The organism is Frigoribacterium sp. CFBP 8759 (assembly GCF_014841655.1).
In the GTDB taxonomy this organism is placed as follows: domain Bacteria; phylum Actinomycetota; class Actinomycetes; order Actinomycetales; family Microbacteriaceae; genus Frigoribacterium.
Window position 1 is genome coordinate 870,774 of record NZ_JACYUH010000001.1, and the last position, 17,106, is coordinate 887,879.

16 protein-coding genes and 1 pseudogene are annotated in these 17,106 nt (G+C 69.4%); 2 read left to right on the forward strand and 15 right to left on the reverse strand.

Annotated features, from left to right (window positions below; genetic code table 11):
* Positions 1–30: 30 nt before the first annotated feature.
* Complete coding sequence (gene glmS / locus IFT79_RS04020; RefSeq protein WP_192122965.1) at positions 31–1,884, reverse strand: glutamine--fructose-6-phosphate transaminase (isomerizing); 1,854 nt, start codon at positions 1,882–1,884, stop codon at positions 31–33.
* A gap of 83 nt (positions 1,885–1,967) precedes the next feature.
* Here glmS and coaA point away from each other — a divergent pair, with 83 nt between their 5' ends.
* Positions 1,968–2,924, forward strand: a complete 957-nt coding sequence (gene coaA / locus IFT79_RS04025) for a type I pantothenate kinase (protein WP_123571284.1) — start codon at positions 1,968–1,970, stop codon at positions 2,922–2,924.
* Between the two features lie 177 nt (positions 2,925–3,101).
* On the opposite strand, the gene glmM is transcribed toward coaA, so the two are convergent.
* The 11 genes and pseudogenes from glmM to infA form a co-directional block, all read right to left on the reverse strand.
* Positions 3,102–4,463: a phosphoglucosamine mutase gene (gene glmM / locus IFT79_RS04030; RefSeq protein ID WP_192122966.1), complete on the reverse strand. Its 1,362-nt coding sequence runs from the start codon at positions 4,461–4,463 to the stop codon at positions 3,102–3,104.
* 27 nt (positions 4,464–4,490) lie between these two features.
* The gene (rpsI, locus tag IFT79_RS04035) at positions 4,491–4,976 is read right to left on the reverse strand and encodes a 30S ribosomal protein S9 (protein ID WP_082059799.1); all 486 of its coding nucleotides are present in this window, start codon (positions 4,974–4,976) and stop codon (positions 4,491–4,493) included.
* A 32-nt stretch (positions 4,977–5,008) separates the two neighbouring features.
* Complete coding sequence (gene rplM / locus IFT79_RS04040) at positions 5,009–5,455, reverse strand: 50S ribosomal protein L13 (RefSeq protein WP_043593314.1); 447 nt, start codon at positions 5,453–5,455, stop codon at positions 5,009–5,011.
* Between the two features lie 195 nt (positions 5,456–5,650).
* Positions 5,651–6,550, reverse strand: coding sequence for a tRNA pseudouridine synthase A (locus IFT79_RS04045; protein ID WP_236557048.1), 900 nt, complete (start codon positions 6,548–6,550; stop codon positions 5,651–5,653).
* 112 nt (positions 6,551–6,662) lie between these two features.
* Positions 6,663–9,428: an ExeM/NucH family extracellular endonuclease gene (locus IFT79_RS04050; protein ID WP_249407726.1), complete on the reverse strand. Its 2,766-nt coding sequence runs from the start codon at positions 9,426–9,428 to the stop codon at positions 6,663–6,665.
* A 160-nt stretch (positions 9,429–9,588) separates the two neighbouring features.
* Positions 9,589–10,114: pseudogene (gene rplQ, locus IFT79_RS04055) on the reverse strand (50S ribosomal protein L17); the annotation flags it as partial.
* A gap of 48 nt (positions 10,115–10,162) precedes the next feature.
* On the reverse strand, positions 10,163–11,158 hold the full coding sequence (locus IFT79_RS04060) for a DNA-directed RNA polymerase subunit alpha (RefSeq protein ID WP_043593322.1): 996 nt from the start codon (positions 11,156–11,158) through the stop codon (positions 10,163–10,165).
* Positions 11,159–11,348: 190 nt separating this feature from the next.
* Positions 11,349–11,747 carry a 30S ribosomal protein S11 gene (gene rpsK, locus IFT79_RS04065; protein ID WP_043593323.1) on the reverse strand — a complete coding sequence of 133 codons (399 nt, stop codon included), beginning with the start codon at positions 11,745–11,747 and terminating at the stop codon, positions 11,349–11,351.
* A gap of 45 nt (positions 11,748–11,792) precedes the next feature.
* The gene (gene rpsM, locus IFT79_RS04070; protein ID WP_043593325.1) at positions 11,793–12,167 is read right to left on the reverse strand and encodes a 30S ribosomal protein S13; all 375 of its coding nucleotides are present in this window, start codon (positions 12,165–12,167) and stop codon (positions 11,793–11,795) included.
* A 190-nt stretch (positions 12,168–12,357) separates the two neighbouring features.
* On the reverse strand, positions 12,358–12,474 hold the full coding sequence (gene rpmJ / locus IFT79_RS04075; RefSeq protein ID WP_043593327.1) for a 50S ribosomal protein L36: 117 nt from the start codon (positions 12,472–12,474) through the stop codon (positions 12,358–12,360).
* Positions 12,475–12,542: 68 nt separating this feature from the next.
* Positions 12,543–12,764, reverse strand: a complete 222-nt coding sequence (gene infA / locus IFT79_RS04080) for a translation initiation factor IF-1 (protein ID WP_043593329.1) — start codon at positions 12,762–12,764, stop codon at positions 12,543–12,545.
* Between the two features lie 218 nt (positions 12,765–12,982).
* Between infA and IFT79_RS04085 the strand changes: the two genes are divergently transcribed.
* Positions 12,983–14,260, forward strand: a complete 1,278-nt coding sequence (locus tag IFT79_RS04085) for an LCP family protein (protein WP_192122968.1) — start codon at positions 12,983–12,985, stop codon at positions 14,258–14,260.
* A 49-nt stretch (positions 14,261–14,309) separates the two neighbouring features.
* Here the strand turns inward: IFT79_RS04085 and map are convergent, their stop codons facing one another.
* From map to secY, 3 genes are read right to left on the reverse strand one after another with little or no spacing between them, the layout of a single operon-like run.
* Positions 14,310–15,143 (reverse strand): type I methionyl aminopeptidase, encoded by an 834-nt coding sequence (map, locus tag IFT79_RS04090; RefSeq protein ID WP_192122969.1) that lies wholly within the window; start codon positions 15,141–15,143, stop codon positions 14,310–14,312.
* Between the two features lie 4 nt (positions 15,144–15,147).
* Positions 15,148–15,768: an adenylate kinase gene (locus tag IFT79_RS04095; protein ID WP_173153446.1), complete on the reverse strand. Its 621-nt coding sequence runs from the start codon at positions 15,766–15,768 to the stop codon at positions 15,148–15,150.
* A complete protein-coding gene (secY, locus tag IFT79_RS04100) occupies positions 15,765–17,087 on the reverse strand; it encodes a preprotein translocase subunit SecY (protein WP_043593336.1) in 1,323 nt (440 codons plus the stop codon). Before secY ends, IFT79_RS04095 begins: the two co-directional genes overlap by 4 nt.
* Positions 17,088–17,106: the final 19 nt, after the last annotated feature.

Sequence of the window (17,106 nt, forward strand, 5' to 3'; positions counted from 1 at the left end):
CCTGACGCCCTGCCCCGGCTGCACGACCCGCTACTCGACGGTGACCGACTTGGCCAGGTTGCGCGGCTGGTCGACGTCGAGGCCCTTGGCGGCGGCGAGCTCCATGCCGAAGATGTGCAGCGGCACGACCGACAGCAGGGGCTCGAAGAGCGGGGCCGCCAGCGGGATGTGCAGCACCTCGTCGGCGAAGGGCAGCACCGCGGCGTCGCCCTCTTCGGCGATCGCGATGACGCGGGCGCCGCGCGCGCGGATCTCTTGGATGTTCGAGACGACCTTGGGGTGCAACGACCGCGGGTCGCGCGGGCTGGGGACGACGACGAAGACGATCTGACCGGGCTCGATCAGGGCGATCGGGCCGTGCTTGAGCTCGCCGGCGGCGAAGCCCTCGGCGTGGATGTAGGCGAGTTCTTTCAGCTTGAGCGCACCCTCGAGGGCGATGGGGTAGCCCACGTGACGCCCGAGGAACAGCACCGACCGGGTGTCGGCCATCCAGCCGGCGAGGGTCTTGATGCGCTCGGACGACTCGAGCACCTGCTCGATCTTGCCGGGGATCTCGTGCAGGTCGGTGACCTGCTCGGCGATGGCCTCGGCACTGAGCGTGCCGCGCAGGGTCGCCAGGTGCAGGCCCAGCAGGAAGAGCGCGGTGCCCTGGGCGACGAACGCCTTGGTCGACGCGACGGCGACCTCGGGGCCCGCGTGCGTGTAGAGCACGGCGTCGGACTCGCGCGGGATCGTCGAGCCCTGCGTGTTGCAGATCGACAGCACCTGGGCGCCCTGCTCTCGGGCGTACTTGACGGCCATCAGGGTGTCCATCGTCTCGCCCGACTGGCTGATCGACACCACGAGGGTCTTCTCGTCGAGGACCGGGTCGCGGTAGCGGAACTCGTGCGCCAGCTCGACCTCGACGGGGATGCGGGCCCACTGCTCGATGGCGTACTTGCCGAGGATGCCGGCGTAGGCGGCGGTGCCACAGGCGATGACGATGACGCGGTCGACGGTCAGGAGGCGCTCGCGCACGCCGTCGAGCTCGGTCAGGGTCACGGCGCCCTCGGCGGTGATGCGGCCGAGCAGCGTCTTGGCGACGGCCTCGGGCTCCTCGCTGATCTCTTTCGCCATGAAGCTGGACCAGCCGCCCTTCTCGGCGGCCGAGGCGTCCCAGTCGACCTCGAATTCGGTCGTCTCGACGGGCGCCCCGGAGAAGTCGACGACCTCGACCGAGTCGGGACGGATCGTCACGAGCTGGTCCTGCCCGATCGACATGGCCCGACGGGTGTGGGCGACGAAGGCCGCGACGTCGCTGCCGAGGAAGTTCTCGCCGTCGCCCAGGCCGATGACGAGGGGCGAGTTGCGGCGGGCGCCGACGACGACGCCCGGCTGGTCGGCGTGCACGACGAGCAGCGTGAACGCGCCGTCGAGGGTGTTGACGACCGTGCGCAGGGCCTCGGTCAGGTCGCCGGAGGAACGGTAGGCCCGGGCCACCAGGTGCGCGGCGACCTCGGAGTCGGTCTCGCTGAGGAACTCGACGCCCTCGGCGAGCAGCTCGGCCTTGAGCTCGGAGAAGTTCTCGATGATGCCGTTGTGGATGAGGGCGAGCTTGCCGTCGTCCGCGAGGTGGGGGTGCGCGTTCGCGTCGGTCGGGCCACCGTGGGTCGCCCACCGGGTGTGGCCGATGCCGGTCGTGCCGTCGGTGAGCGGCGTCGCCTCGAGGTCGTCGACGAGCATCTGCAGCTTGCCGGCCTTCTTGCGGGTGCCGAGGTCGCCCGCGGCGTCGATCACGGCGACTCCCGCCGAGTCGTACCCGCGGTACTCGAGTCGCTTGAGGCCGCCCAGCAGCACCTCGATGCTCTTGTCACCCGTTCCGACGTATCCCACGATTCCACACATGGGGTCGATCCTAGAGGTTCCCGTCCGAGAGCCCGGCGGGCCGTGCCGACTCGCGTCGACCCCGGACCGGTAGCCTCGTGCGCATGGCCGAAGCCAACCCGACGACCGCGCCCTCCGCCGTGCACGCGAGCCCCTTCGTCGAGATCGGGCGCGACGCCTGGGCCGACCTGGCCCCGACGACGCGCCTGCCGCTGACCGAGACCGAGATCGTCCAGCTGCGCGGCCTCGGCGACCGCCTCGACATGCGCGAGGTGCAGGACGTCTACGTCCCGCTCAGCCGCCTCCTCAACCTCTACGCCGCCGGCGCCCGCAACCTGCACCGGGCCACGAGCGACTTCCTCGGCGAACGGGCCCAGCGCACGCCCTTCGTGATCGGCGTCGCCGGGTCGGTGGCCGTCGGCAAGTCGACCGTCGCGCGCCTCCTGCGGGAGCTGCTCAGCCGCTGGGACGACACCCCCCGCGTCGAGTTGGTGACCACCGACGGGTTCCTCTACCCGAACGCCGAACTCGAACGCCGCGGCATCATGAGCCGCAAGGGGTTCCCCGAGTCGTACGACCGCCGCCACCTGCTGCGGTTCGTCTCGCAGGTCAAGAGCGGCGCCGAAGAGGTGCGTGCGCCGTTCTACTCGCACACCAGCTACGACATCATGCCGAGCGCCGAGGTCGTCGTGCGGCGGCCCGACATCCTGATCGTCGAGGGTTTGAACGTGCTGCAGCCCGCCGTCGCCGGCCGGCTCGCCCTGAGCGACCTGTTCGACTTCACGGTCTACGTCGACGCCCGCACCGGCGACATCGAGAACTGGTTCGTCGAACGGTTCCTCGCGCTGCAGAAGGGCGCGTTCACCCAGGAGCGCTCGTTCTTCCACCGCTTCGCCGACATGAGCGAACCCGAGGCGCGGTCGTTCGCCTCGGGCATCTGGAAGTCGGTCAACGAGCCCAACCTGATCGAGAACGTGCTGCCGACCCGGTCGCGGGCGACGCTCGTCCTGCGGAAGGCGGCCGACCACAAGGTCAGTTCGGTCCTGCTGCGCAAGATCTGAGCCGCGGCGACGCCGGGCCGGCTCAGGCGCCGCGTCCGGTCAGGCGCCGCAGCCGGTCGCGCACCGCGTCCGGTCGGGCGCCGCGTCCGGTCGCGCACCGCGTCCGGTCGCGCACCGCGTCCGGTCAGGAGGCGCGGGTGACGTCACCGGGACGTCGCGCCCCGTCCGCCGCCCGGGTCAGAGGGCGAGTCGCTCGCGCACGACGTCGGCCAGCGAGTGGGCGACGCGGTCGGCGGTCGGTTGGTCGGCGGCCTCGACCATCACGCGCACCACGGGCTCGGTGCCCGAGGGGCGGAGCAGCACGCGGCCGGTGTCGCCGAGCTCGGCCTCGAACCGGCGGACGGCCTCGGCCACGCCCTCGTCGGACGCGGCTCGCGAGCGGTCGACGTCCCGCACGTTGATCATGATCTGCGGGAAGACCGTCATGACCGAGGCGAGCTCGGCCAGGCTCTTGCCGGTCGCGGCCATGCGGGCCACGAGCGAGAGACCGGTGAGGATGCCGTCGCCGGTGGTGGCGTAGTCGGCGAAGACGATGTGGCCGGACTGCTCGCCGCCGAGGGTGAAGCCGTGCTCGTTCATGTCCTCGAGCACGTAGCGGTCGCCGACCTTGGTCTGGCGGACCGTGATGCCGTGCTCGGCCATGGCGCGGATGAGGCCGAGGTTGCTCATCACCGTCGCGACGAGCGTGTCGTCGACGAGGGCGCCACGTTCTTTCTGCGCCAGGGCGATGATGGCCATGATCTGGTCGCCGTCGACCACGGCGCCGGTGGCGTCGACGGCCAGGCAGCGGTCGGCGTCGCCGTCGTGCGCGATGCCGACGTCGGCCCCGTGCTCGAGGACGGCCTTCGCGAGGTTGTCGAGGTGGGTCGACCCCACGCCGTCGTTGATGTTCACGCCGTCGGGATCGGCGCCGATCAGGGTGACCGTCGCGCCGGCGTCGGTGAACACCTCGGGCGAGACGGCCGAGGCGGCCCCGTGGGCACAGTCGAGGACGACGTGGATGCCGTCGAGTCGGTTGGGCAGGGCGCCGAGCAGGTGCAGCACGTAGCGGTCCTCGGCGTCCGCGAACCGACGGATGCGGCCCACGTCGCCACCGATCGGCATCAGCTGCGGATCGGACATGGCGGCCTCGATGCGGTCTTCGACCTCGTCGGGGAGCTTGGTTCCGCCGAAGGCGAAGAACTTGATGCCGTTGTCGGGCGCGGCGTTGTGCGATGCGCTGATCATCACGCCGAAGTCGGCGCCGATGTCGTCGACCAGGAAGGCCGCGGCGGGGGTCGGGATGACTCCGGCGTCGAGCACGTCGACACCCGAGCTGGCGAGCCCGGCACAGACGGCCGCGGTGAGGAACTCACCGGAGATGCGGGGGTCGCGCGCGACGACGGCGACGGGGCGCCGCCCCTCGGCGCGACGGGCATCGGCGTGATGCCCCTTCGTGAGCACCACCGCGCTCGCCTGGGAGAGCCCCAGGGCGAGCGCGGCGGTCAGCTCACGGTTGGCGAGGCCTCTGACACCGTCGGTACCGAACAAACGCGACATCGCGAGACCTGCCTTGTGTGGTGCTGGTTAGCGCTTCGAGAACTGCGAGGCCTTGCGGGCCTTCTTGAGACCGGCCTTCTTGCGCTCGATGACGCGGGCGTCACGGGTGAGGAAGCCGGCCTTCTTGAGCGTGGCGCGGTTGTTCTCGCGGTCGATCTCGTTCAGCGCACGGGCGATGGCGAGACGGAGGGCACCGGCCTGGCCCGAGGGGCCACCACCGGTGACCTTGACGGCAACGTCGTACGAGCCGAGCAGGTCGAGGACCTTGAACGGGTCGTTGATCAGCTGCTGGTGCAGCTTGTTGGGGAAGTAGTCCTCGAGGGTGCGACCGTTCACGACGATCGTGCCGGAGCCGGGCGTGAGGCGCGCACGAGCGATGGCCTCCTTGCGGCGACCGACGGCGGAACCGCCGACGCTCAGCACGGGGCGGGGCGTCGCGGCGGCCTCGGGGGCCGAGCTCTCGGTGGTGAAGCTCTCGGGAGCCTGGTCGATGGAATCTGCGATCTGAGCCACTGTGTGGGGGTCCTTAAGTCTGAAGGCGGACGCTACTGGGCGACCTGGTCGAGGGTGTAAACCGTGGGCTGCTGAGCAGCGTGGGGGTGCTCGGCACCCGCGTACACCTTCAGCTTCTTGATCTGGGCACGGCCCAGCGAGTTCTTCGGCAGCATGCCACGGATGGCCTTCTCGACCGCACGGGTGGGGTGCTTCTCGACCATCTCGGAGTACGTGGTGGCCGTGATGCCGCCCGGGTAACCCGAGTGACGGTAGTAGAGCTTCTCGGCCAGCTTGGAGCCGGTGAGGGCCACCTTGTCGGCGTTGATGACGATGACGAAGTCGCCCATGTCCATGTGGGGGGCGAAGGTCGGCTTGTGCTTGCCGCGCAGCAGGGCTGCCACGTGGCTCGCAAGGCGGCCGAGCACGACGTCGTTGGCGTCGATGATCAGCCAGTTCGGCTGAACGTCAGCCGGCTTGGGGGAGAAAGTGCGCGTCACAGTAGTGCTGCTTTCTGGTCGAGGTGAGAGGTTCGTGAATCCCGCTCCGTTGCCGTTGTCACCGCAGAGGCGATGAGAACGAGTCAGGTGGAGGGCTCAACTTCGGGCGAAAGCGCGCAGTTGCGCAGACACCAAGGGTTCACGTTACCCGACACGGGCCGGACGGTCAACCATCGCCCGCCTCGCCCCGGGGAGTCACTCCCCCAGCTGATCGTGCGACCGCTTCACCTGCGTCAGGGCCACCCGGGCGGCCATCTCGGCGTCGGGCGGGTAGCCGACCTCGACCATCGTGAGACCGTGCGCGGGCACGACCCGGAACTCGCCGTTGCGCTGGGCCTCGCGCCGCACGCCCACCGCACGATGCGCCTCCATCGCTCCCTCGCCGACGGCCACGCAGGCGCCCACGAGGTTGCGCACGAGGTTGTGGCAGAACGCGTCGGCCTGCACCGAGGCGACGAGCACGCCGTCGGCCTCGCGCCTCCACGAGAACTCCTGCAGCTCGCGGATGGTGGTCGCGTAGTCGCGGTGTCGGCAGTACGCGGCCCAGTCGTGCAGGCCGAGCAGGCCGGACGCCGTCGCGTTCATGAGCTCGAGGTCGAGGCGTTGGTCGTACCAGAGGGTGTGGCTGCGTCTCGTGGGGTCGCGTTCGGCCCCCCGGTCGGCGATGCGGTACTCGTACCGGCGCCAGAGGGCGCCGAAGCGGGCGTGGAAACCCGGAGGCGCGACTCGCGCACCCGAGATCACGATCTCGTCGGACGCGCCCGCGAGCCCGTTCAACCGCCGGGCCAGCACGGTCGGGGCGTCGAGCGGGGACTGGTCGCGCATGCCGCGGTGCGGCTTCTGCAGCTGGGCGATCTGGGCGTCGGTGAGGTCGAGGTGCACCACCTGCCCGCGCGCGTGCACGCCGGCGTCGGTGCGACCCGCCACGGTCACGGTCGGCACGTCCCCCAGCCGACGGAAGAGCGTCTGCAGAGCGGCCTCGATCTCGCCCTGCACCGTGCGACGGCCGGGTTGTTCGCTCCAGCCCGAGAAGCCGGTGCCGTCGTACGCCACCCCGAGGCGGAGGCGCGTCAGGGCCGGGGCGTCGATCGTCACCCGACGATCCTACGGGGCCGACACCGCGCCTCCTCGGCCTGCCGGGTGGGCGGACGACGACGGCGGCCGCGACCCGGTCACCCGGGTCACGACCGCCGTCGGGCGCCTCCGCCTAGCCCATGCGGGAGGCGCGGTGCCGGACCACGAGTACCGTGCCGCCCATCGCCATCAGCACCAGGGCGAGCGCCAGCCACCCGGCCAGGGGCGCGGAGCCCGTGAAGGCGAGCGAGCCGTCCGCGGTCGGTGCGGTCGTGCCCGGGGTGACCGCCCCGGGACCGGCACCCGGCACGGTCGGACCGGCTCCGGCTCCGGGCGTCGCGCCCGGGTCGGTCACCGGCGGGGCGGGGTCGACGGGAGCGGCGAGCAGCGACACCCCGACGACGACCGGGTCGTGGTCGCTCGAGCGGAACTGGTCGGGCTGGTACAGCTGCTCGGCGTTGTAGTTGAAGCGGCTGTACTCGAGGCCGATGCCCTCACCCGAGTTGATGTTCCAGATGTCCACGCCCGTGACGGCCTCGGCCGCGGCGGGCGAGGCGAGCACGTGGTCGAGGGACCCGCTGAGACCGCTGAAGACGTAGCTGTACTCGTCGGTCCCGGTCGAGCCGAGGTCGACGTAGCCGGCCTGGCGGAGCACCTCGATCGGGTCCTCCTGGCTGTAGGCGTTGAAGTCGCCGAGCAGGAACACCTTGTCGGTCCCCGCAGCGGCCTCACGCTCGGCGGCGAAGGCGACCAGGGCGTTCGCCTGGTTGACGCGCGAGCCGTTCGAACCGCCCTGACCGTCACCCTGGTCGGCGTCCGGGCCCGAACCGCTGCCCTTCGACTTGAAGTGGTTCGCGATCGCGACGAAGGTCGAGCCGGCGTCACCGCCGACGGGCCGGAAGGCCTGCGCGAGCGGCTGCCGGGCGTTGCTGAACGCGGCCGATCCGGTCAGGATCGTCGACCCTCCGACGGGCTCGGCGACGGCCTTCTTGTAGATGAAGGCCAGACGGATGACGTCCTCGTTGGCGGGCAGCGCCTCCGGTGAGCGCGCGTAGTCCCAGACCTCGCTGCCGGCCGCGGCGTTGAGCGCCCCGACCAGGGTCGCGAGTGCGGAGTCGCGGTCCTCGCCGAAGCGGGCCGAGTTCTCGATCTCCTCGAGCGACACGACGTCGGCGCCCAGGGCGGTGATCGCCGTGACGATCTTCACCTGCTGGCGGGCGAGGTTCTCGGCGTTCGCGGCACCACGAGCGTCGCAGCCGCTGTTCACCGTCACCGGCGCACCCGCGCGGTCCGTGTAGAACGTGCAGCCGCGCAGCTGGTCGCCCGTCGTCGTGAAGTAGTTGAGCACGTTGAAGCTGGCGAGCTTCAGGTCGCCTCCCACCTCGCGCGGGGCGTCGGTGCGGATGTCCTCGAACGTGACCGGCAGGTCGCCGTAGGCGGTGTCTCCGGTGAGACGGGCAGTCGGCTGGTACTTCCAGGCCGAGTTGCGGAAGTCGAACACGACCGGCTTCGTGAAGGCGACCGAGGCGCCCACCGTGACGGGGTTCTCGTTCGAGAGGTAGGGCAGCGGGATCGACTGGTTGGCCGCGGTGAAGAAGTTCGTCGTGGCACCGTCGTCGAGGGTCACGGCACGGGCCGCGTTGTCGGCGACCACCGCCGCGTAGCCGGGCGAACCCGGTCGGGCGACCTCGGTGGGCTGGATCAGCGGCCGGTCACCCGAGGCGAGCTCGACCTCGCCGTACTGGTTCGTCGTGTAGGTGTCCGCGACGGTGAACTTGCCCTGAGGCAGCACGAGCATGCTCTCGAGCGCCTCGCGCTGGGCGTCGGTGGCGGGCAGGCCGACGGTCGCCGCCTGGGGTGCCGCGACGGTCGAGGCGTCGAGCGCCCGGAGCGACGCCGCACCGGTGACGGTGATCTGCGTCAGGCCGAAGAACTCGGTGACGGTCCCGTCGACCTCGACGTAGTCGCCGACGGCGACCGAGGAGGCGGTGCTCGCGGAGTACACGAACAGCGCGTCCGACGCGACGTGCGTCGCCAGGTCGAGTGCGCCACCGGTGCCCGGGGTCTGGATGACGTAGCCGTCGAGGCCGCCCGTGGGGTAGGTGGCCGTGACGACGCCCCGCGTGGTCACCGTGCGACCGACGAGAGGGCTCGTGCCGGTCGCACCCTGGATCTGGGCGACCGTCACGTCGGCCTCGGGGGTCGGCTCGGGCTGCGGCTCGGGCTCCGGACCGGGCTCGGTGCCCGTGCCGCCGGAGTTCTGCGGGGTGACGGTGGTCTGCGTCGAGAAGTCGGCCGCGTTGACGTCGGTGTCGACACCAGCGGTGCGGGCCAACGAATTGGGCGTCGGGTTCGTTCCCGTCACGGGAGCGACGGTCGTCTCGAAGGTGTTCGAGGCGCCGTAGCCGAGCAGGTCGACCACGCCCGGCGTCCCGGCGGGGACCGAACCGGGTGCGAGCGTCAACGGAACGGCGCCGTTCGACAACAGGACCGTTCCCGTGGTGCCGCTCGGGTTGAGCGAGGCACTCGCGTCGGGGGCGGGCAGGTCGGCGCCCGTGGTGCCGTTGCCCGGGATCGCCACGAGGAAGTAGCCACCGGCCGCGATGGCGCCGGCGAGTTCGGCGGCGGAGAACTGCCCGGCGCCCGTCGCCGAGCGGTACTGCAGGGACCAGCCGGCCAGCGACACCGACGCCGTCGTGGGGTTGTACAGCTCGACGAACTTGCGGTTGAAGGGAGCGTTCGCGCTGCCTCCCTTGAGGTAGGCCTCGTTGATGACCACCGACGAACCGTCGGGCGCGGCGAGGGCAGGCGCGGCGGTCGCGAGAGGGGCGAGCCCGAGCGCGAGGGCCATGCCCGTCGTGAGGGCGAGGGCCTTGAGTGGGCGGGGGCGTGGCGACATGACGTCCTTCGTGATCGGGTCGGGCTCCGGTCACCGTAGGCGGCACAGGTGCACCACAGGTGTCGCAGAACAATCGCCAAGGTAAACGACCCCCGCCCGGGGGGCCAGTCCTCACTTGTGCGGACCCCTCCTGCTCCCTGCACGACGAAGGGCCCGTCANCCTCGACCTCGTCGGCGGCAGCCGTCTCGGTCTCGGTCTCGACGGGAGCCGACTCCTCGACGGTCTCGGTCTCGTCGACGGGAGCCTCGGTGGGCTCCTCGGCGACGGGCTCGGCGACCGGAGCCGCCGCGGCGGTGGTCTTCGAGTTCTTGACCTTGGGGCTCACGGGCTCGAGGACGAGCTCGATCGACACCATCGACGCGTTGTCACCCTTGCGGAAGCCGAGCTTCGTGATGCGGGTGTAGCCGCCGTCACGGTTCTCGACCAGCGGGGCGATCTCGGTGAAGAGGATGTGGGCGGCCTCTTTGTTGTTGCGCAGGGTCTGCATGGCGCGACGACGCGAGTGCAGGTCGCCACGCTTCGCGAAGGTCACGAGACGCTCGGCGACGGGACGGAGGCGCTTGGCCTTGGTCTCGGTCGTCTTGATCGTCTTGTGCTCGAAGAGCGAGGCGGCCAGGTTGGCCAGCATGAGGCGCTCGTGCGCCGGGCCGCCTCCGAGGCGGGGTCCCTTGGTGGGCTTGGGCATTGTCTGTTCCTAAGTGAGTCGAGAGTGGAGGGCGTCGGGCGGAGAGACCTAGTTGGTGGTCTCTTCTTCGTCGTAACCGCTGTAGAAGTGGGCTCCGTCGAACCCGGGGACCGTGTCCTTGAGCGAGAGGCCGAGCTCAACGAGCTTGTCCTTCACCTCGTCGACCGACTTCTGACCGAAGTTGCGGATGTTCATCAACTGGGTCTCGGACAGGGCGACCAGCTCGGACACCGTGTTGATGCCCTCGCGCTTCAGGCAGTTGTAGCTGCGGACCGACAGGTCGAGGTCCTCGATCGGGGTCTGCAGCTCGCTCGACAGGACGGCGTCGACCGGCGCGGGGCCGATCTCGATGCCCTCGGCGGCGGTGTTCAGCTCGCGGGCGAGGCCGAACAGCTCGGTCAGCGTGCGACCGGCCGAGGCGATGGCGTCACGGGGCGAGATCGACGGCTTCGACTCGACGTCGACGACCAGGCGGTCGAAGTCGGTGCGCTCACCGGCACGCGTCGCCTCGACGCGGTAGGTGACCTTGAGCACGGGCGAGTAGATCGAGTCGATCGGGATCTGACCGGCTTCGCTGAACTCGCTGCGGTTCTGCACGGCCGACACGTAACCACGGCCACGCTCGATCGTGAGCTCGAGCTCGAACTTCGCCTTGTCGTTCAGTGTGGCGATGACGAGCTCGGGGTTGTGGATCTCGACGCCGGCCGGAGCCGAGATGTCGGCGGCCGTGACCTGACCCGCACCCTGCTTGCGCAGGTAGGCCGTGATGGGCTCGTCGTGCTCGCTGGCGACGACCAGCTGCTTGATGTTGAGGATGACCTCGGTGACGTCCTCTTTCACTCCGGGGACGGTCGTGAACTCGTGCAGCACACCGTCGATGCGGATGCTGGTGACAGCAGCGCCGGGGATCGACGAGAGAAGCGTGCGGCGCAGCGAGTTGCCGAGGGTGTAACCGAAGCCTGGCTCGAGGGGCTCGATCACGAAGCGGGAGCGGAACTCCGAGATGTTCTCCTCGGTGAGGGTGGGGCGCTGTGCAATGAGCACTGTTTAATCCTTTCGGCGAAGAGTCCGCTATATGACTCTTGGCGGTACGACAGGTGGCTGGCCCGTCGGGTCTGTTGAGTTGTGGGCGCCTCGGGCGAACACGCGGGAGGCGGTGCTGACGCGGGGGAGCCCGCCGTACCCGACGGACCCCGGTGACGGGGCCCGTCAGGGACGGCGGGCGGTAACTCAGTTAGACGCGACGACGCTTCGGCGGGCGGCAGCCGTTGTGCGCCTGGGGGGTGACGTCGTTGATCGAACCGACCTCGAGGCCTGCGGCCTGGAGCGAGCGGATCGCCGTCTCGCGACCCGAACCCGGGCCCTTGACGAAGACGTCGACCTTCTTGACACCGTGCTCCTGCGCCTGGCGGGCGGCGGACTCGGCGGCGAGCTGCGCGGCGAACGGGGTCGACTTGCGCGAGCCCTTGAAGCCGACGGCGCCGGACGAGGCCCAGCTCAGGACGGCGCCCGAGGGGTCGGTGATCGAGACGATCGTGTTGTTGAACGTGCTCTTGATGTGGGCCTGGCCCACGGCGACGTTCTTCTTCTCTTTGCGGCGGGGCTTACGCGCGGCCGTCTTCGGTGCTGCCAATTTTTTCTCCTACAACCTTGAGGGGCGTACGGCGGGAGCCGAGGCCTATCGAGCCTTCTTCTTGCCGGCGACGGTGCGCTTCGGGCCCTTGCGGGTACGAGCGTTCGTCTTGGTGCGCTGGCCGCGGACGGGGAGGCCGCGGCGGTGGCGGATGCCCTCGTAGCTACCGATCTCGACCTTGCGGCGGATGTCGGCGGCCACCTCGCGGCGGAGGTCACCCTCGACCTTGTAGTTGCCCTCGATGTAGTCGCGGAGCAGGACGAGCTGGTCGTCCGTGAGGTCCTTGACGCGGATGTTGCCGTCGATCTCGGTCTCGGCGAGAGTCTTGAGCGCGCTGGTGCGGCCGACTCCGTAGATGTAGGTCAGTGCGACTTCGACGCGCTTGTCGCGCGGGATGTCAACGCCTGCTAGACGTGCCATGATGGCCTCTTTTCAGAGATGGTGGAGGTCTGTCACAGCACCGGTGCCCGGGCCTCCGACCCGGGGTGTCCCCCGCCTCCGTCCACCCTGTCGGGCGTCCGTGACGAGTTCTGGTGCTGCTGGGAGGGTGTTGCTGTGTGACCCGGCTCGGCCGGGTCGGCATCGGCACGTCGCCGGAGCGACGGACGAGTCAGCCCTGACGCTGCTTGTGGCGCGGGTTGCTCTTGCAGATGACCATGACGTTGCCCTTGCGGCGGATGACCTTGCAGTGCTCGCAGATGGGCTTGACGCTGGGGTTGACCTTCATTGCTGATTCCTTGATCTCGCTGGCTTCGTGCCCCACGGGTGCGTGGGGCCGTTCCTTTCCAGCACGCCCTACTTGTAGCGGTAGACGATCCGGCCGCGGGTCAGGTCGTAGGGGCTGAGCTCCACGATCACACGGTCTTCGGGCAGGATGCGGATGTAGTGCTGCCGCATCTTGCCGGAGATGTGCGCGAGGACCCTGTGTCCGTTGGTCAACTCAACGCGGAACATCGCGTTGGGCAGAGCTTCGATCACTGCGCCTTCGATTTCGATGACACCGTCTTTTTTGGCCATAGCCTCACTGTCGCTAAGAATAGGGGTGTTGGTCGTGCGGGGATGCGATGCCCAGGCGCGCAGAAACGCACACGGAACACCAAAGGTCGATCCTAGGTGATGCCGGTATAGTTCAGCAACCCGGCTGGTCAACCCGACACGCCGGAGCACCCGCCGACCTCTGCCGCCCACCTCGGCCGTCGTCTCGTCGGGTACGCGTCACGACTGCCGGGAGCACCATGCCTGACCGCTCGACCACCCCCTCCTCCCCTCGGGGGGTCGCTCGTCACGGCCGACTCCGCCGCCGCGGCCCCGTCCGCATGCTCCTGGGGCTCGTCGCCGGGACGATGGCCGTCGTGCTCGTGAGCGGCGTGTCCGTCGCGGCCATCGCGGTCCGCTCCGCGACCTCGGGCGTGCAGACGGTCTCTCTCGGCAACGAGGACGAGGTCGCCGGGGTCGACATCTCGGCCATCCAGGGCGGCGCCAACATCCTGCTGGTGGGCAGCGACGAACGCGACGACGGCAGCCAGGTCGACGCCGGCGAGGTCGACGGCATCCGCAACGACGTGACGATCCTGGCCCACCTCTCGGCGGACCACACCCAGCTGACGGCCGTGAGCTTCCCCCGCGACCTGATGATCGACGTACCCGAATGCGTCGGCGACGACGGCCAGGTGTACCCGGCCGAGGACTACGTGCAGTTCAACACGACCCTCGGACGCGGTGGCCTCTCGTGCACCGTCAAGACGGTCGAGGGCATGACCGGACTGGCGATCCCCTACGCCGGCAAGATCACCTTCGACGGCGTCATCGAGATGTCGAACGCCATCGGTGGGGTCGACGTCTGCGTCACGCGGACGATCCGGGACACCGACTCGGGCATCGACCTGACCGCGGGCACCCACACCCTGCAGGGCGCCGAGGCCCTCGCCTTCCTGCGGACCCGACACGGCGTCGGCGACGGGAGCGACATCGCGCGCATCAGCTCGCAGCAGGTCTTCCTGTCGTCGATGATGCGCAAGATCATCTCGGGCGGCACCCTCGGCGACGTGACGACGCTCTACAAACTCGCCTCGGCCGCCCTGAGCAACATGACGTTGTCGTCCACCCTCGACTCCCCCGACACGCTCGTGCGCCTGGCCCTCGCGCTCAAGGACATCCAGCCCGCGGGGATCGTCTTCGTCCAGTACCCGGTCGTCGACGATCCGCGGGACCCGAACAGGGTGGTGCAGTCCACGACCGACGCCGCGGCCCTGAACGCCGCCCTGAACGCCGACCAGAAGTTCACCCTCGGTGACGACAGCGCCGGACGTGGCTCCGTCTCGGACGGAACGGCCCCGGTCGCGACCACGCCCCCCGCCGCACCGAGCGAGACGTCGACGCCGTCCGACACGACGTCGGAGTCCTCCGTGCCGGCCGCCCCGGCCGCGACGGACGCGCCGACGACCACGCTGCCCTCGACCATCACGGGCCAGTCGGCGGCCGAGGCCACCTGCAGCGTCGGCTCGTCCCGCTGAGCCGCACCGCGCCTCCTCGCGTCGTCGGCGTGAGCCGAGGAGGCGCGGGTCAGGCGATCGGGACGGGTGTCACTCCCAGCGGAGACAGACCCGCAGCGCCGCCGTCCTGTGCCGTGAGCACCCAGATGCCGCCGTCGTGCACCGCGATCGAGTGCTCCCAGTGCGCGGCCATCGAGCCGTCGCGCGTGCTGACGGTCCACCCGTCGTCGTGGGTCACGGTGTCGATTCCGCCCGACGTGACCATGGGCTCGATGGCGATCACGAGGCCGGGCCGGACGGCGGGGCCACGTCCGCGGACGCGGTAGTTGAACACCGGCGGGTCCTCGTGCATCGAACGACCGATGCCGTGGCCGGTGTAGTCCTCGATGATGCCGAAGTCGCCCTGCCCGTCGATGTAGTCCTCGATGGCGCCCCCCACCTCGTTGAGGTGCGAGGCTGACGCCAGCGCGGCGATGCCGTGCCAGAGGGACTGCTCGGTGACCTCGTTCAACCGACGACGCTCGGCCACCACGTCAGGGCGGTCGGCATCGTCCAGGACGAAACTCCGTGCGCTGTCGCCGTTCCAGCCGTCGAGTTGCGCTCCGCTGTCGACGGAGACGAGGTCCCCCGCCGCCAGCACGCGCGAACCGGGGATGCCGTGCACGACCTCGTCACCGACCGACGCACACACCGTGTGACGGTAGCCGGGCACCAACATGAAGTTGGGTTCTCCCCCACCGTCTCGGATGACGGCTTCGGCGACGGCGTCGAGTTCGAGCGTGGACACGCCGGGACGAACAGCGGACCGGACGGCGTCGAGCGACGCGGCCGTCAACAGCCCCGGCGCGACCAGACGTCGGAGTTCGTCGGCCGTCTTGTAGATGCCGGAGCGGCGGAACGCCACGAGGTCAGGAGGCCGAGGCGACGGACGTGAAGCCGCGAGCGGCCAAGGCCGACTCGATGCGCCCGGCGACCTCGTCGATGCTGCCCAGACCGTCGACCTCGACGAGGATGCCTCGATCTCGGTACGTGTCGATCAGGGGTGCGGTCTCGCGGAGGTAGACGTCCTGGCGGTGGCGGATGGCGTCCTCGGTGTCGTCGGAACGACCCTGGTCGACGGCACGCCGGCGCAGTCGCTCGACGATCTCGTCCCGCTCGGCGACCAGCTGGACGACGGTGGTCAACGACTGCCCCTGCGCGGCGAGGTGCTCGTCGAGGAATTCGACCTGCTGCAACGTGCGTGGGTACCCGTCGAGGAGGAAGCCCTCGCTCGCATCGGCCTGCGACAGCCGGTCGGAGATGAGCTCGTTGGTGAGGCTGTCCGGTACGTAGTCGCCCGCGTCGAGGATCGCCTTGACCTTGAGACCGAGCTCGGTCTCGTTCTTGACGTTGGCGCGGAAGATGTCGCCGGTCGAGATCGCGGGGATGCCCAACGACTCGGCGATCGCGACCGCCTGGGTGCCCTTGCCGGCCCCGGGGGGACCGACGATGAGGAGGCGCGGGCTGAGTCGGGTCTCAGCGGCGCTCATCGGAGCAGGCCCTCGTAGTGACGCTGCTGCAGCTGCGAGTCGATCTGCTTGACCGTCTCGAGGCCGACGCCCACGATGATCAGGATGCTGGCGCCTCCGAAGGGGAAGTTCTGGTTCGCACCGACCGTGGCCAACGCAATAAGCGGGATGAGCGCGATGATGCCGAGGTACAGGGCACCGGGCAGCGTCACACGCGTCAACACGTAGTCGAGGTACTCGGCCGTGGGGCGACCGGCCCGGATGCCCGGGATGAACCCGCCGTACTTCTTCATGTTGTCGGCGACCTCTTCGGGGTTGAAGGTGATCGCGACGTAGAAGTAGGTGAACCCGACGATGAGGGCGAAGTACAGCACCATGTAGAGCGGGTTGTCGCCCGAGGTGAGGTTGGCCTGCACCCAGCTGACCCAGGCGGGCGGAGCCGTTCCGTCGGAGGGCTGGTTGAACTGGGCGACGAGGGCCGGGAGGTAGAGCAGCGACGAGGCGAAGATGACCGGCACGACGCCGGCCATGTTGACCTTGATCGGGATGTACGTGTTGTTGCCACCGTACGTGCGCCGACCGACCATGCGTTTGGCGTACTGGACGGGTATCCGCCGTTGGGACTGCTCGACGAAGACCACGAGCGCCATGATGATCAGTCCGACCGCGATGACGAGGAGGAAGATCTCGAAACTGCGCGACTGCGCGATGCTCCAGAGGGCGGTCGGGAAGCGGGCGGCGATCGAGGTGAAGATCAGCAGCGACATGCCGTTGCCGATGCCGCGCTCGGTGATGAGCTCGCCCATCCACATGATGAGGCCGGTACCGGCGGTCATCGTGACGACCATGAGCATGACGGCGTACCAGGCGTCGTTCGTGATCAGCTGGCTGCACTCCGCGATGCCGGACGAACCGAACAGGGCACCCGAGCGGGCCACGGTGATGAGCGTCGTCGACTGGAGGACGCCGAGGGCGATGGTGAGGTACCGCGTGTACTGCGTGAGCTTCGCCTGCCCGGACTGGCCCTCTTTGTAGAGGGTGTCGAAGTGGGGGATGACCACGCGCAGCAACTGCACGATGATCGACGAGGTGATGTAGGGCATGATGCCCAACGCGAAGACGGACAGCTGCAGCAGAGCACCGCCGCTGAACAGGTTGACGAGCTCGTAGAGACCCGAGGTGCCCTGGTTGCCCGCGAGACAGGCCTGCACGTTCTGGTAGTCGACGAACGGCGCGGGGATGAAGCTCCCCAACCGGAAGAGCGCGATGATGCCGAGCGTGAACCCGATCTTGCGACGCAGGTCGGGGGTGCGCATGATGCGCGCGACAGCTCTGAACACGTGGGGCCTCCCGGTATGA